This is a genomic window from Oceanospirillum sp. (genome assembly GCF_048265165.1).
In the GTDB taxonomy this organism is placed as follows: domain Bacteria; phylum Pseudomonadota; class Gammaproteobacteria; order Pseudomonadales; family Halomonadaceae; genus Oceanospirillum.
Genome location: NZ_JBLXCD010000001.1, coordinates 652,268 through 667,053, shown reverse-complemented (window position 1 = coordinate 667,053; position 14,786 = coordinate 652,268). Strand labels below are relative to the sequence as shown.

The window sequence follows — 14,786 nt, the reverse complement described above, 5'->3', positions numbered from 1 at the left end:
TGCGGGTAATTGTATGCGTTCAGCAAGCCAGCGTACAGAGGGAGCGTCTGCCTTTCCCTCTGTAAAAGGCTTACATTTCATCTGTTCAGAAATTGTAGACTAAAGTCACACCAAATTCTGAGTTGGTATGTTTGGAATCAATGGGCACGGTATCGGTATAATCCCAATGATAGCTTATCTTGGTTGCAAGGCTGCCGTTGATCCGGCTTTTCAGGCTGGACTCTGAGCGCCAGGTGGTTTTCTGTGAACCAGTATTGACGGATAACATCTGATCAAATTCAACGCCCTTCTGAATTTTCCAGAAATACTTCCCTGCCAGGCGCAGAACCGTTTCCTCTTCAGCGCCACTGTTATCTTCTCTCTGGTCATAGCGATAACCCGGACCGATTTCGGCATCCAGATAATGCCTGCGGTTATTAATAAGGCGGTAGCCGTAACCGATAGAATAGAGTGTTTGGTAGTCATAGCCGCTGAAGCGATCAAACTCATAAGACAGAGTGGTTGCCAGATAATGGTGTCGGGTAAATTTCCGGTTAAGGTCTAATGTCCCTTTGTAGCGCTCTTTCGAGGTGACATCGTCTTCTTTGCTGGTCAATGCATCCAGATTCAGATCCAGGTCCCATACCCTGGCTTTGCGTTTCAGATTTAGCGTGGCATTAATACTTGATGTGTTTGTGTTGCCCGTGGTTCTGATCGATCCCAGTTCAGCTGCGCCTTTCCATTTGGGAAACGATGGCTTGGTGTCTGCAGCATATAGGCTTCCGGTCGCGATAAGTGTCGATATTAAGATAGCGTGTCGTAACATGTTAACGGTCTCTATTGGTGTAAATGTCGCAGCGTTATGTTGTGGGTGAGTTCCTCTCCTGAATGGGAAATAAGGATTATTGGATCTTGCTCACCGGGTGACGTAAGGTCATTTTTGGCTAAACGCAGGAAATAGGAGTGCTACACAAGTTTTTGTGGCTGAAGGTCTGTGGGTATGGAACTCATGATATTGCATATGAAGTGATTGTCTTTAAGCAGGTGTCTTTAAGCGGATGTATTCAAAGTTGCAGAAGTTTAAGCCGTTATAGTGATTTAAAAAGCAGATGGAGCAGAGCGATTTTTCGCCCTGCTCTGAACTTTAATGACTGGTGGCAATCGAGCGACGGAACAGTGCCAGACTGGCGCTGAAGAATATGGCACCCAAACCTGTAATAATCAACAGCTGAGGCCAGATAATACTCAGGTCTGCACCACGGAAAACAACGGCTTGGGCAAAGGACATATAGTGACGCGAAGGTAACAGCCATGTTATCGGCTGTATGATTTCCGGTTGGCTTTCTACAGGTGTTAAGCCGCCGGAAAGCATGGTAATGGGTACAATCACCATAATCATCAGCAGGGCAAATTGCGCCATGGTACGGGCGATCGTACCCAAAAAAATTCCGATGGCGGCAGCGGCCAACAGATAGAGGGTTGTGCCACTGAGCAATAACATGCGAGAGCCACTAATGGGCACATCCAGGATGGTTTCCACCACAAGCAGCATAGATAGGGTGAAGGCCACCAGAATAATTAAACCGTTAGCCCAAACTTTAGACATAACAATCTGAAATGAATTGAGTGGCATGACCAGTAAATGCTCGATGGTGCCGTGCTCCCGTTCCCTTAGTAGTGCTGCCCCCGTCAGAATGATGGTAATCAGTGAGATCTGGTTGATCAGGGCGTTCATCGCTCCAAACCACATGCCGGTACCATTGGGATTAAAGGCCCGTCGCTGCACCTGTGTCACAGGGTAGGGCGTTGTTTTATCTGAACGATTGATAAAGTGGTTAACCTCACCCACGATGATATTCTGAATATACTGATTACCAAGGGCCGCCTGGGTGACGGCGGTGGCATCAATATTAATCTTTACGCTGGGTTGACGGCCTTTACGGACATCCTCTTCAAATTGTGGTGGGATCTCAATGACAAACATAAAGTGATCCAGGTCCATGGATGGATCGACCTCGGAGGCAGAGATCAGCTCCGGTGTTTTAAAGTAGGGTGGGTACAGGGCATTAGCTATGGCCCGTGATAGCGTCGAGTCATCCTCATCCACGATGGCAACGGAAGCATTATTGACCGACTCGCTGGTTGCTGTTGCCTGGGAGTATATGGCGAGACTGAATGAATAAAGAATCAGTATAACCATCACGACATCACTGAAAACGCTGCGCAGTTCTTTCCTGCCCAGCCAGAAAATATTAATCCAGGCTTTCATTATTCAGGCCTCCTGCTTTTTCAGAAAAGCTGCCGTCATGACAATTAGTATTGGCCCGAAACATGAGAGCACAAGGATATCTCCGGTCAGATCGGTAAATCCAAGCCCCTTAGTAAAAGCGGCAACACTGAGGTGCATATAGTAGCTTGCAGGCCATAACAGGCCGATAATATGACCACCCCCTTCCATGGTTGAGGTTGGCTGTACGAGGCCTGAAAAATTGATCGTCGGCATAATCAGCAAAATAGCGGTAGCAAATACCGCAGCGACTTGTGATTTTGTTAATGTGGACACTAACAAGCCAAAGCTGGTAGACGTGAACACATAGAGCAGGGCCCCTAATGCCAACCCCCAAAAGCTGCCCTTTAAAGGAACATCGAGCAGAAAGACCACCAGCAAGGTTAAAATAACAAAGTTAACCATGCCGATACCGATATAGGGCAGTTGCTTGCCGATAAGAAACTCCAGCCGCTTGGTTGGGGTAACATAAAAATTGGTAATGGTACCGATCTCTTTTTCCCGGGCCATACTGACCGCCATCAGAATAGCCGGAAACAGCAGCAGAAGCACAGCAGGTGCTTTTGGCCCGATGGAATAAATGGTCTCAAAGGTTGGGTTGTAACGGTAGCGCGGCTCCAGGTTTACTTTGGATAGGGCGCTGGCATCTACGCCGGCATTGGCGGCCAGTTCTGACAGGTAGTTAATATGGGCACCACTGACATAGCCGGAAATGGTGTTCGCGCGGGTGGTGTTCGCGCCATCAATCCACGCTGAAATTTCAGCGGTTTCCCCTTTTTTCAGGCTTCTGCCAAAACCCGGCGGAATCTCTACTGCCAGAGTGATATCGCCTGATTTCAGCCCTTGGTCGAGTGCCTCTTTGCTGTGCAGATCCGGCTGCTTATTAAAATAGCGGGAGCCCTCGAAGTTGCTGAGATAGTTGCGACTTGCAGGGGTTTGATCATGATCAAGGGCTGCATAGTTGAGGTTTTCAACATCCAGAGATATTCCGTAGGCGACAACAATTAGCAGCAGGGCACTACCGAGAAAAGCAAAGCCCATACGCACGGGATCGCGGATCACCTCCATGATTTCACGATAACTATAGGCCAGCAGTCGACTCACGCTGAAACCGTGCAGCTTAGCTTTTTTGGGTTCTTCTGTAGATTCCGTGACTACTGAAAGAGGGCTTTGGTCAGGGGTGGCCTGTTTTTCTTTTTTTTGTGCGCCTTGTTTCTGTGTCTCTTTTTTCTGCTCCTGCTCGCTGATGGCATCTTCCAGATAACCAATAAAAGCCTCTTCTAAGGAATCTGCGCCTTTCGCTGCAACAAGATGCTGAGGTTTATCGTAGACCAGCACCTGACCTGCGTGCATCAGTGAGATACGATCACAACGCAGAGCCTCATTCATAAAGTGGGTAGAGATAAAAATGGTCACCTTGTCCTGTCGGGATAGCTCCACCAATAGCTGCCAGAACCCATCCCGAGCAACGGGGTCAACACCCGAAGTAGGCTCATCAAGGATCAGCATCTCCGGCTCATGGATCACGGCAACCGCTAAAGAAAGACGCTGGCGCATCCCCAAGGGCAGCGATGAGGCCAGAGTATCCAGGTGCTCTGCCAGACTAAAACGCTCAACCAGGGTGTTGATACGTTCTAAGGTTTTCTCCGGCGTTAAATGGAACAGGCGGGCGTGTAGTTTGAGGTTTTGTGCTACGGTTAGTTCGCCGTAAAGGGAGAAGGCCTGGGTCATAAAACCCACCCGTTTACGGGTTTCTAAATCACCTGCATCCACGGGCTTACCGAATAAATATGCCTCACCTTCAGAGACCGGCAGCAGGCCGGTGAGCATCTTCATGGTGGTAGTTTTCCCGCAGCCATTGGAGCCAAGAAAACCAAAGATCTCACCTGCCTGAATCTCAAAACTCACATTATCGACGGCGGTAAAGCTGCCAAAACGACGGGTCAGCCCTTCGGCGACAATGGCGGGGGTTGCCTCACTTTGCTCTAAAGGTGGGATTACCAGCTCGGTGAGATCGCCGCGCTTCTCTTTCGGTAACAGACGCACAAAGGCGGTTTCCAGATCGTCAGCACCGGTTCGGGTCTTAAGGGCTTCCGGGGTGCCCGTATCCAGCACACGCCCGGCATCCATAGCAACCAACCAGTCAAAGCCCTCCGCCTCATCCATATAGGCGGTGGAGACTAACACACTCATGCTGGGCCGTTCCTGGCGGATCGTGGCGATTAACTGCCAAAACTGACGCCGTGAAAGCGGATCAACGCCAGTGGTTGGCTCATCCAGAATCAGCAGATCGGGATCATGAATAAGAGAACAGCAAAGCCCTAGCTTCTGTTTCATACCGCCGGATAATTTACCGGCTTGCCGTGACAGAAAGCCATGCAGCCCTGTCGCTTTTGTTAGTCGGTTGATGCGGGCACGGCGCTCGGCAGAGTTTTGGCCAAATAACTTACCAAAAAAGTCCAGGTTTTCCTCAACACTGAGTTCTGCGTAAAGGTTTTTGCCAAGCCCCTGGGGCATATAGGCGATACTGGGACCGATCGCGTTACGGTGCGCCGCAGAGGCCATATCGCCACCCAGCACCTCAAGATGCCCCTGTTGCAGTTTGCGTGCACCGGAAATAAGCCCCATCAGTGTTGACTTACCAACACCATCTGGCCCTAACAAGCCAACCATCAGACCTGAGGGGATATCCAGCGTGATATCATCAACTGCGGGTGACTTTTTATAGGTATGGGTTACACCCTGAATACGTGCGATCAGGCGGTCTTGTTCAGCCATAGTTCGTATCCTCAGCCATAAATTCTGTGGTTATCAGTCAAATACCGTTCGCGCAAAGTTGCCGTTAAAGCGTTGTCGGCTGGCTTTTATTGGCTGTTGATCTGAGGGGCTGAATGAATCCCTGAAGGTAGTTTCTGTAAGAAATCCGGCCATGGAGCAGGCGTTTCACCGGATAAGGGTGCTAGGCGAATATAAGCGACACCCCGTATCCCTGTTTTAACGCGATCAATGTAGGCCATGACCAGCTCTTCCGGTATACGTACTTTAACGCGGAACATCAGTTTTTCACGCTCGCTGGCTGTTTCAACCTCTTTCGGGGTGAATTGGGATTCAGGGGACACAAAACTAACAGTAGCGGGAATGGCGACATCCAGAATATCCAGCTTGACCCGGGCCTCGGCACCGATAGCAATACGGTGGGCTTGAGAGGAAGGCAGAAAGGTTTCCATATAGATATCGGTGAGATTAACCAACGTTAGCACTTTGCCGCCGTTACCGAGAACCTCTCCTGACTCCGCCAGGCGGTACAAGACGCGTCCCAGGCTTGGCGCAACTAAGGTGGCATCATCGATCTGGGATTGAATACCCTGGGCAACAGCTTGGGCTGCATCAACACTGCGCTGACGGGCAACCAGCATCGCTTCCGAGGCCTTCAGGTTGGCTTTGGCTACGGCAACCTCACTGACACGAATATCATAGGTTTCTTTGCTGGCATGACCTTTTTTGAGCAGCTCCTGTGTCCGACGTAATTCCTGCTGTGTCAGAATCAACTTAGCCTTAGCCTGCGCAATGGAGGCTTCGGCGGCGGCAATCTGACTTTTTGCTCCGGCTATTTCAGCTTCAGCTCGAAGTCGTTCTGCCATTAACTGGGTTGTGTCTATGGTTGCCACTACCTGACCTGGCTTAACAAGATCGCCTTCCTGTACTAAAACAGAATCAACCCGTCCGGCTATCTTTGTTGAAACATCGACCTGCACCGCTTCAATTCGCCCGTTACCTGAAGCGATACTGACCGGTAACTCCGGCTTCTGCAGGGATTGCCATAGCATCCAGCCACCGGCGGCAACCAATATTAGAATCACACCTGTTATTGATCGTTTCACGTTTTTCTCCCTGTTGAATATTTGTCAACGGATGACGTTTTTAGCCTGGATATTTCATTATTAAGAGAGGCGGATTGGTCTGTCGGCAGCCCGCCATCGTATATATGGTGGTGATCTGTGTCGCATAGTCGAGAAAGACACCAGCTACTTCTTCTATTCTCTGAAAGGCTGAAAGCACTCCCTGGAGGGCTGAAAGACTTGGGTTGTATTGCCTTTCTTCGAACGATGGCTTAGTAGCCTCAAGCCGTTGTTCTTTAGAACTAATTTAGTATAAATGAATGACTAAGTATTTCATCTGCAGAAAGAAGTATCTGCGCTAATTTCTTATTTATATTTATACATAAAGCAGATGAATGATCGATTTATTGGGCTTTCCCGTGGGTGCGTCGTATAAGCCAGCGATAGGATCACCAAAACCAAGTTCTAGTGACGGGATTCTAAACAGGCATCGGTTAGGTTCCAAAATTGCTTCAAGGCTCTACCGTTATTCTTTAAAAGGGAGCATCTCCCGAGCTTGCTCAGCGTACTGCTGGACATGCTCGGCTTCTTCCTGCACAAAATCCCGTATCGCGGCATCAAACTCCGGCTCCGCCAGCCAGTGATGTGACGCTGTGATAATAGGGCGAAAGCCGCGACTGATTTTATGCTCTCCCTGGGTGCCGGGGTCAAAATGATCAAGACCTTTTTCTAAGCAATATTCGATACCCTGGTAGTAACAGGCTTCAAAATGCAGGCTGTCGGCTTCAACTTTGCTGCCCCAGTAGCGTCCGTAAAGACGGGTGTTGTCATGGAAAAAGAGAGCCGCAGCGACAGGGGTGTCTGCCGTATGACGGGCGATGACCAGCATGATCTGTTCCGGCATCGTTTCCACTAGCTGCTGGAAAAACGTTCGGTTCAGATAGCCCTTTTGCCCACGTTGCAGATAGGTTATTTGGTAGCAGTGATAGAAATGCTCCAGCTGTTCCGATGTGATATCTGCACCTTCAAGGCGCTCCAGTGTCAGCCCCTGTTGCACTACTTTGCGCCTTTCCTGCTTAACATTTTTGCGTTTCTTTGAACTGAAACTCGCCAGAAACTGGTCGAAGTTCTGCCAGTTATCGGTATTAAACCAGTGGAACTGACAGGTAAGGCGAGCATGCAGTTGTTGATCAGCCAGCAGTTGATGTTCATCTTCCTGAGGGAAGAGCAGGTGCCAGCTCGAGGCCCCCAGTCGTGTTGCTTCCGCTTTTAGCGCACCCGCGATCAGAGGGAGCAGGTCGGACTTTTGTACATCATCTGCTACTAACAGCCGCTCGCCCTGGCTGGGTGTGTAGGGGATGGCCGTAACAAGCTTGGGGTAATAAGCCAGTCCGTAACGCTGGTAGGCTTCCGCCCATGACCAGTCGAAGACATACTCACCATAGGAGTGGGTTTTGATATACAGCGGCATAAAGGCGATCAGGTTATCACCGGATTCCGCTATCAGGTGGTGAGGTTTCCAGCCGCTTTTTTCGCTGGCGGCACCTGACGTTTCTAATGCCTGCAGAAAGGCTTTGCCGATAAAGGGGTTGTTATCGTGGTTGTTCAGTTGTTGCCAATGAGCTTCGCTGATTTGGCTGATCTGATCGATAAAACGTATCTTCATCGGTTTGGATTTTCCTGTAATGGTCTTTTCTTAGCCGGATTATACGCTTTGAGTGGTGAGTAAGAGCAGCTCATCCAGTCTTTTAATCCTGTCGAATGTTTGTGCATTGTGCTCGCGGGTTTCACTCTGACCGGTTAGCCAGACCGCCCTGAGTCCAGCCTCCAGTGCTGGCGCGATATCTTTATCAAAGTTGTCACCCACCATGGTGCATTGATCCGGAGTAACGCCCAGCTGCTTGATAATTGCCCGGTAGAAATCTGGTGTGCCTTTACCGATGCCCAGGTTGTTCTGGCAGAAGTAACCCTCGATATAGGTACATAAACCCACCCGTTCAAAGGCTGCGCGGATATCGGATTCAGCCGAATCAGCAGCCCCTGTTGCGACAAAGAGTCGGGCGCTTTGGCTTAATTCTGCTAAGACTCTGTCGGCCTCTGGCATCATCTGAACCTTGGGCCAGTCTTTCATTTTGCCTGTCATTTCGGGGAAATCCACCATCAGAGTGTCGCCCCAGTCGAACAGAAAGATGGCGTTATTCGTTGCACGGTTTGCCGACATGGTTGGCTACTCCTTTCCCAGGCTCTCTGAGCTTGTTGTTAAGCCAGTTGAAATGTTTATTAAGACAGCAGAAGTTCTGGTATCAATTTTTCCAATAGAGGAACCAGCTGTTGAATACGGAGTTGAGCTTCTTCTTCGTTCATGGCTTCCGGTGTGCCAACACCCCAGACCGGAGCAGGCCAGGCGGCATCATCTTCCTGACGCACCACATGGTGCATATGCAGCTGCGGTACCATATTGCCCAGGGCAGCCACATTCATTTTATAACCCCGGAATGCACTCATCAGAGCCTCTGCCAGAATACAGGACTCATCCATCAGTTGCTGGCGGTTGGCTTTGTCCAGCTGGTGGATCTCGGTGATTCCGCCAATACGGGGGATCAGAATAAACCAAGGGAAACGAGCATCATTCATCATCACCAAACGGCTCAGGGGGAGATCGGCAACAGGAATAGTATCCTGCTCAAGACGGGAATGTAGCGTAAACATAGGATACTCCTGAAAACAGTTGGCCGTTATGAATATTGGATGAAAAGACCAGTGATTTCAGAAGCATAGCAGAGATGAGAGTGTGGGGTAATTGTCAGAGCAGCGGTTTATGCCATCTGCCGGAACCCGGTTGCAGCAAGTTTTACGATAAGCAGAAAGGGAAGTGCGCCATGCATAAAGAGATCAAACCAGTCCAGCGGCGCTTTCAGTTCGCCATTACCCAGCATGCGCAGCTTTTCTATCAGGTGAGGTTCCGGAAAAAAGGGGGCGAGTCCTAATGTAAGAGAACCAATGATCAGTAGTGACCAGGGCAGGGCGTCCAGCCAGTTTAGTAACGTAGCCATAGAGAAACCTTATAATTTTATGAACAGATTAAATTAATATATGCTAATTTTAACTATCCTAATTGATTTCTCGGCTGCATCCCAGTGGTGGTAATACCTGTATCGGTTAACGTTGGTTTTCCCGCAGAAACTCTCGCCACTCTTCCAACAGATAAGCAAAGTCATCCAGTCCGCATTCTGCCTTGGCGTCGCCTTCATCGGCCTGAAGATCCTCCTCTTCAAGGATGGTACGGTCGTAACCGCCTTCACGCACCTCATGCTCAAGGCTTTCATCAAACAGCAGCCAGTTCGCAATAATTGCGCACTCGTCTGGTGTCAGAGTGATCTGAAACTCAGGGTCGCTGCCTATATATTCCCGTTTGTTCCCCCGCTTTATATCCGCAATGATTTCCAGAAGGTCGTCCAGTGCGCAGATAGACTGGCGCTCTTTGGCATTGAACCAGCGCTCAAGTGCTGTTTGTTCGCCGTTCAGTTCAAGGCTGCACTGACCATCACGGTCGCGGATAAGATCAAATTCCATTATAGGTTCTCAGGGTTAGGGGCTGATACAAAAACTAAATCGCTCGGGATATTAGGCAAGCCAGACTCTTTGGGCAAGCAGATAACGGCCTATAAACAGACATTTAAAGCAGAAAAGCGGTATGCCCAAAAGTAATGTAGGTGTTTTTTTACGTTTCAGCGGAGGCGCTGAAACGGCGAAATAGTAGTTTTTTCGCACTTCAAATGGGCAAAACCAGAAATATAAGCTGTTTTAATGCCCGTTTTTAGGGAGAAGTTAAAGTGCTATACGGATCTTGTATGGCATCTTTCGTTATTCAAATTGGTAGACCCTGAGCCTTCCATTAGACTTTTTTCCGATGACAGTAGTGTGTGATGACACACCATCTGTGTTCAGAAGCACTTTCCGACTGAACCAAATCGTAAAAAAAGATAATAACTAACGGGAATCCAAGATGAAAAAATCCGTATCCCTGCTAGCTGGCGCGATTCTGAGCCTGGGGCTCATGACTGGCGCTAATGCAGCAACTTTGAAGATGGCATACGATGCTGACCCTGTATCACTTGATCCGCACGAGCAGCTTTCCGGAGGCACACTTCAGTTATCGCATATGACGTTCGATCCCCTAGTACGCTGGGATAAAAAGCTGGGTTTTGAACCTCGCCTGGCGGAAAAATGGGAGCGTGTTGATGATTTGACCATGCGCATCCATCTGCGTAAGGGTGTAAAGTTCCACTCCGGTAATACCTTTACCGCTAAAGATGTTGAGTTCACCTTTAACCGTCTGCGCGAATCTGCTGACTTTAAAGGCGTATTTGCTCCTTTCTCCGGATTGAACGTGATCGACGATTACACCGTCGAGCTGAAAACTGAAAAACCTTTCCCACTGATTCTGAATAACCTGACTTACCTGTTCCCTATGGACAGCAAGTTTTATTCAGGTACTGATGCGAACGGCGAGCCAAAAGACAAACTGGTTAAACACGGTAACTCTTTTGCATCCCGTCAGCTATCCGGTACCGGCCCATACACAGTTGGCTATCGCCAGCAAGGTGTAAAAGTTGAGTTCGACCGCAATGACAACTACTGGGATACCAAGTCTCCTGGCAACGTTGATAAGATCGTTCTGACACCGATTAAAGAAGCACCAACCCGTGTTGCAGCTCTGCTGTCCGGTGATGTTGACTTTATCGCACCTGTACCACCAACCGATCACAAGCGCATCAAGTCCAACGATAAAGTGGATCTGGTGGCTATGGGCGGCACCCGTATTATCACATTCCAGATGAACCAGGAACGTGTTGAAGCCTTTAAAGACGCCCGTGTTCGTCAGGCGGTTAACTATGCTATTAACCAGCAGGGTATTGTGAAGAAAATCATGCGTGGTTTCGCAACACCTGCTGCGCAGATGAGCCCTTGGGGTTACCTGGGTCACAACGATGCTCTGAAGCCTCGCTATGATCTGAAAAAAGCTAAGCAGCTGATGAAAGAAGCGGGCTATGAAGATGGCTTCACTGTTACCATGATGGCGCCTAACAACCGTTATGTGAACGATGAGAAAATCGCTCAGGCGGTTGCGTCTATGCTGGCTAAGATCAAGATCAAAGTCGATCTGAAAACCCTGCCAAAAGCACAGTACTGGGGTGAGTTCGACGCTCGCGCTGCAGACATGATGATGATCGGCTGGCACGCAGATACCGAAGATTCCAACAACTTCTTCGAGTTTCTGACCGCTTGCCCTGATACTGATTCCGGCCTAGGACAGTACAACAGTGGTAACTACTGCAACCCTGAAGCTGACAAGCTGATGGTGCAGGCGAATACTGAAACCAGTCCTAAGAAGCGTGCGCAAATCATGCAGAAAATCGAACAGATGCTGTACGACGATGCCGCTTTTGTTCCTCTGCACTGGCAGAATCTGGCTTGGGCCGCTCGTAAGGGTGTGAACATTGAGCCTGTTCTGAACGTAATGAACTTCCCTTACCTGGGTGATCTGGTTATTGAAGAATAATCCCCGCCTCGTATAAAACGAAGTTCCGCCGGTCAGGCATCTCACTCCTTCCCCGTGATGTCCGGCCGGCTCTGTGTTCCTCTGTGAATACTCCCTCAAGACATAAAGAATAAAACGACGCACGGACCCGCGACGTCATAAAGGCAGAACAACCATGATTGCTTTTTTTATAAAACGACTGGCTCAGGCGATAGTGGTGATGTTTGTCATCAGTATTATCAGCTTCTCCATTCAGGATAATTTAGGTGACCCATTACGTGAGATGGTCGGTCAATCGGTATCAGAAGCCGAACGGCAGGAACTGCGTAATGAACTCGGCCTGAACGATCCCTTTTTAGTACAGTACGGCCGCTTTGTAAAAAATGCGCTGCAGGGTGATTTAGGTACGTCCTACTTTTTTAAAGAACCGGCACTGGATGTGATTCTGGGCAAGCTGCCTGCCACATTAGAGTTAGTGTTTGGTTCAGCCCTTATTATTGTTTTTCTCTCGGTGCCTCTGGGTGTCTACTCTGCCATTAATCCTCAGAGCTGGTTTTCCAGGGCGGTGATGGGCTTCAGTATTATTGGTATTTCGGTGCCGGTTTTCCTGACAGCTATCGGCCTGATCTACTTATTCTCCATTGAGTTGGGCTGGATGCCTTCCTTTGGCCGTGGTGAAACCCAGTCGATGTTCTGGGGCTGGGAGTCCGGTTTCTTCACCTGGGATGGCTTAGCACACCTGGTGCTGCCGTGTATCTCTCTGGCTTCTATTATGCTGCCGCTGTTTATCCGACTGATCCGTGCGGAGATGATGGAAGTACTGCAGTCTGAATACGTGAAATTTGCCTGGGCGAAGGGGCTTAACCCACGTCGTATCTACTTCTTGCATGCTTTGAAAAATACCATGCTGCCGGTGATTACCGTGGGTGGTGTTCAGATTGGCACCATGGTGGCGTACACCATTCTGACCGAGACCGTCTTTCAGTGGCCAGGTATGGGTTTTTTGTTTCTGGAAGCCATTAACCGTGTGGATACTCCACTGATTGTGGCTTATCTGATTGTTGTGGGTGCGATTTTTGTGATTACCAACACTATTGTTGACCTGATTTATGGTTTGGTTAATCCAACGGTAAATCTGGCGGGTAAGAAATAAGGCGGAATGACCATGACAAATCAAAATCAAACACCGGCCAGCAAAATGCCTGAAGTAGAGACTGTTCCGACGGCCTGGCAGCGCTTTAAAGATACGCATATCTGGAACAGCTTTATCAAAGATCGTGTCGCCCAGGTCAGTCTGACCATTTTTATGGGTTATGTGATTATGGCGCTGTTTGCGCCAGTCATTGCACCCTTTGACCCTTACGATCCGACTCAGATGGACATTATGAACTCCGAGCTGCCACCCAGCTGGGATGAAGAGATGGGCGAGGAGCAGTTCTGGCTAGGTACCGATGCCCAGGGGCGTGACCTCTGGTCGACGATTCTGTACGGCACCCGTATCTCCCTGACCATCGGCATCTGTGCGGTACTGCTGCAGGCAACTATCGGTATTATCGTTGGTTTGATCGCCGGTTACCGTGGTGGCCGTGTGGACAGTATCCTAATGCGCTTTGCGGATGTTCAGCTGTCGTTTTCTACCATGATGGTGGCGATTGTGGTGCTGGCAATTTTTCAGGCCAGCTTTGGTACTGAGCTGTATCAGGATCTGGCCATGGTGATGCTGATTCTTGTGATCGGTATCGCCGAATGGCCGCAATATGCCCGTACCATTCGAGCGTCTGTGTTGGCTGAGAAAAAGAAAGAGTACATTGATGCCGCCCGCGTGATGGGGCTGGGGCAGATACGCATTATGTTCCGTCATATTCTGCCCAATACGCTAAGCCCGATTCTGGTGATCTCTACGGTTCAGGTAGCCAACGCTATTATCTCTGAAGCGTCCCTCTCCTTTCTGGGCCTCGGCATGCCGGTATCTCAGCCTTCCCTGGGTTCTTTGATCTCCAGCGGTTTTGAGTATATTTTCTCCGGTGCTTGGTGGATTACCGTGATTCCGGGTGTTGTGTTGGTTGTGCTGGTACTGGTGATGAACCTGTTAGGTGACTGGCTGCGTGATGTTCTCAACCCGAAACTGTACAAGGGGTAAAACCATGCCGTTATTAGAAGTAAGAAACCTTGAAGTCAGTTTTGGCCTGCGTAGTGGTGAAGTTAAAGCGCTGCGCAACATTAATTTCACACTGGATCGTGGTGAACGCCTCGGTCTGGTGGGAGAGTCGGGTGCTGGTAAGTCGGTATTGGGTTTCTCCATTCTGAATCTGATCTCCAAACCGGGTCGCATCTCAGATGGTCAGATCCTGTTTGAAGGCAAAGATCTGGCGGATATGTCCCCTGAAGAGCTGCGCAATATCCGGGGGAACCGCATCTCCATGATCTTCCAGGATCCGATGATGACCCTGAACCCTGTGCTGACCATCGGTCAGCAGATGGTGGAGTGTCTGCAGGCGCACCGGAAGATCAGCAACGAGAACGCCCGTACCATTGCGGTTCAAAAACTGCAGCAGGTGCAGATTCCATCTCCTGAAACCCGTATCGATCAATATCCCCATGAACTGTCAGGCGGTATGCGTCAGCGAGTGGTGATCGCCATCGGTCTGCTGATGGACCCGGACATTATCATTGCGGATGAACCGACAACGGCACTGGATGTGACCATTCAGGCTGAAATTATGGAACTGATGGTTGAGCTGTGTGAGCGTAATAACGTTGCTCTGATTCTGATCACCCACGATCTGGGTGTGGTGTCTCAGGTTACACAGAAAGCGATTGTGATGTACGCGGGCCGCATTATTGAACAGGGGCCAACCCGTGAGATTATCAACGATGCCCAGCATCCTTATACTCAGGGGTTGATGAATGCTCTGCCTCAGATGGCAATTCCCGGACAGCGTCTGAATCAGATTCGTGGCTCTATGCCCTCTCTGCAGAAAATTCCGACGGGTTGTGCATTTAATCCCCGCTGTGATTACCTGCGTGATGCCTGTACCAAACAGCTACCGGGATACACCGTATCCGGTAATTGTAAGGTGGCCTGCCATATGGTGGCCGAGTTGAAACAAGCGGAACAGGCATCCCACGAGGCATAATC

At 49.6% G+C, this 14,786-nt stretch carries 13 protein-coding genes; 4 read left to right on the top strand and 9 right to left on the bottom strand.

The features are described from left to right. Positions 1-85: 85 nt before the first annotated feature. The 9 genes from ACN0R8_RS02880 to ACN0R8_RS02840 form a co-directional block, all read right to left on the bottom strand. Positions 86-805, bottom strand: coding sequence for a DUF481 domain-containing protein (locus ACN0R8_RS02880; RefSeq protein WP_417594887.1), 720 nt, complete (start codon positions 803-805; stop codon positions 86-88). Positions 806-1,123: 318 nt separating this feature from the next. Further along, the gene (locus tag ACN0R8_RS02875; RefSeq protein ID WP_417594885.1) at positions 1,124-2,248 is read right to left on the bottom strand and encodes an ABC transporter permease; all 1,125 of its coding nucleotides are present in this window, start codon (positions 2,246-2,248) and stop codon (positions 1,124-1,126) included. Between the two features lie 3 nt (positions 2,249-2,251). Beyond that, positions 2,252-5,044 (bottom strand): ribosome-associated ATPase/putative transporter RbbA, encoded by a 2,793-nt coding sequence (rbbA, locus tag ACN0R8_RS02870; RefSeq protein ID WP_417594883.1) that lies wholly within the window; start codon positions 5,042-5,044, stop codon positions 2,252-2,254. Positions 5,045-5,130: 86 nt separating this feature from the next. Next, the gene (locus ACN0R8_RS02865; RefSeq protein WP_417594881.1) at positions 5,131-6,147 is read right to left on the bottom strand and encodes an HlyD family secretion protein; all 1,017 of its coding nucleotides are present in this window, start codon (positions 6,145-6,147) and stop codon (positions 5,131-5,133) included. A 484-nt stretch (positions 6,148-6,631) separates the two neighbouring features. After that, positions 6,632-7,771 (bottom strand): GNAT family N-acetyltransferase, encoded by a 1,140-nt coding sequence (locus ACN0R8_RS02860; protein ID WP_417594879.1) that lies wholly within the window; start codon positions 7,769-7,771, stop codon positions 6,632-6,634. A 39-nt stretch (positions 7,772-7,810) separates the two neighbouring features. Continuing rightward, the gene (locus tag ACN0R8_RS02855; RefSeq protein WP_417594877.1) at positions 7,811-8,326 is read right to left on the bottom strand and encodes an HAD family hydrolase; all 516 of its coding nucleotides are present in this window, start codon (positions 8,324-8,326) and stop codon (positions 7,811-7,813) included. A 59-nt stretch (positions 8,327-8,385) separates the two neighbouring features. Beyond that, a complete protein-coding gene (locus ACN0R8_RS02850) occupies positions 8,386-8,814 on the bottom strand; it encodes an HIT domain-containing protein (protein ID WP_417594875.1) in 429 nt (142 codons plus the stop codon). 107 nt (positions 8,815-8,921) lie between these two features. Beyond that, positions 8,922-9,158 carry a hypothetical protein gene (locus ACN0R8_RS02845; protein WP_417594873.1) on the bottom strand — a complete coding sequence of 79 codons (237 nt, stop codon included), beginning with the start codon at positions 9,156-9,158 and terminating at the stop codon, positions 8,922-8,924. Positions 9,159-9,264: 106 nt separating this feature from the next. Next, a complete protein-coding gene (locus ACN0R8_RS02840; RefSeq protein WP_417594871.1) occupies positions 9,265-9,678 on the bottom strand; it encodes a YacL family protein in 414 nt (137 codons plus the stop codon). Positions 9,679-10,111: 433 nt separating this feature from the next. Between ACN0R8_RS02840 and ACN0R8_RS02835 the strand changes: the two genes are divergently transcribed. The 4 genes from ACN0R8_RS02835 (at position 10,112) to ACN0R8_RS02820 (ending at position 14,784) form a co-directional block, all read left to right on the top strand. Beyond that, entirely contained in the window at positions 10,112-11,668 is a 1,557-nt protein-coding gene (locus tag ACN0R8_RS02835; RefSeq protein WP_417594869.1) for an ABC transporter substrate-binding protein, read from the top strand. A gap of 154 nt (positions 11,669-11,822) precedes the next feature. After that, a complete protein-coding gene (locus ACN0R8_RS02830; protein WP_417594867.1) occupies positions 11,823-12,800 on the top strand; it encodes an ABC transporter permease in 978 nt (325 codons plus the stop codon). Between the two features lie 6 nt (positions 12,801-12,806). Beyond that, positions 12,807-13,787 (top strand): ABC transporter permease, encoded by a 981-nt coding sequence (locus tag ACN0R8_RS02825; protein WP_417594865.1) that lies wholly within the window; start codon positions 12,807-12,809, stop codon positions 13,785-13,787. A 4-nt stretch (positions 13,788-13,791) separates the two neighbouring features. Further along, entirely contained in the window at positions 13,792-14,784 is a 993-nt protein-coding gene (locus ACN0R8_RS02820; RefSeq protein ID WP_417594863.1) for an ABC transporter ATP-binding protein, read from the top strand. Positions 14,785-14,786 lie beyond the last annotated feature (2 nt).

Coding starts and splice junctions, on each gene's coding strand:
- ACN0R8_RS02855 (WP_417594877.1), bottom strand. CDS start 8,326: ATGTCGGCAAACCGTGCAACGAATAACGCCATCTTTCTGTTCGACTGG.
- ACN0R8_RS02875 (WP_417594885.1), bottom strand. CDS start 2,248: ATGAAAGCCTGGATTAATATTTTCTGGCTGGGCAGGAAAGAACTGCGC.
- ACN0R8_RS02825 (WP_417594865.1), top strand. CDS start 12,807: ATGACCATGACAAATCAAAATCAAACACCGGCCAGCAAAATGCCTGAA.
- ACN0R8_RS02850 (WP_417594875.1), bottom strand. CDS start 8,814: ATGTTTACGCTACATTCCCGTCTTGAGCAGGATACTATTCCTGTTGCC.
- rbbA (WP_417594883.1), bottom strand. CDS start 5,044: ATGGCTGAACAAGACCGCCTGATCGCACGTATTCAGGGTGTAACCCAT.
- ACN0R8_RS02820 (WP_417594863.1), top strand. CDS start 13,792: ATGCCGTTATTAGAAGTAAGAAACCTTGAAGTCAGTTTTGGCCTGCGT.
- ACN0R8_RS02840 (WP_417594871.1), bottom strand. CDS start 9,678: ATGGAATTTGATCTTATCCGCGACCGTGATGGTCAGTGCAGCCTTGAA.
- ACN0R8_RS02845 (WP_417594873.1), bottom strand. CDS start 9,158: ATGGCTACGTTACTAAACTGGCTGGACGCCCTGCCCTGGTCACTACTG.
- ACN0R8_RS02830 (WP_417594867.1), top strand. CDS start 11,823: ATGATTGCTTTTTTTATAAAACGACTGGCTCAGGCGATAGTGGTGATG.
- ACN0R8_RS02880 (WP_417594887.1), bottom strand. CDS start 805: ATGTTACGACACGCTATCTTAATATCGACACTTATCGCGACCGGAAGC.
- ACN0R8_RS02860 (WP_417594879.1), bottom strand. CDS start 7,771: ATGAAGATACGTTTTATCGATCAGATCAGCCAAATCAGCGAAGCTCAT.
- ACN0R8_RS02835 (WP_417594869.1), top strand. CDS start 10,112: ATGAAAAAATCCGTATCCCTGCTAGCTGGCGCGATTCTGAGCCTGGGG.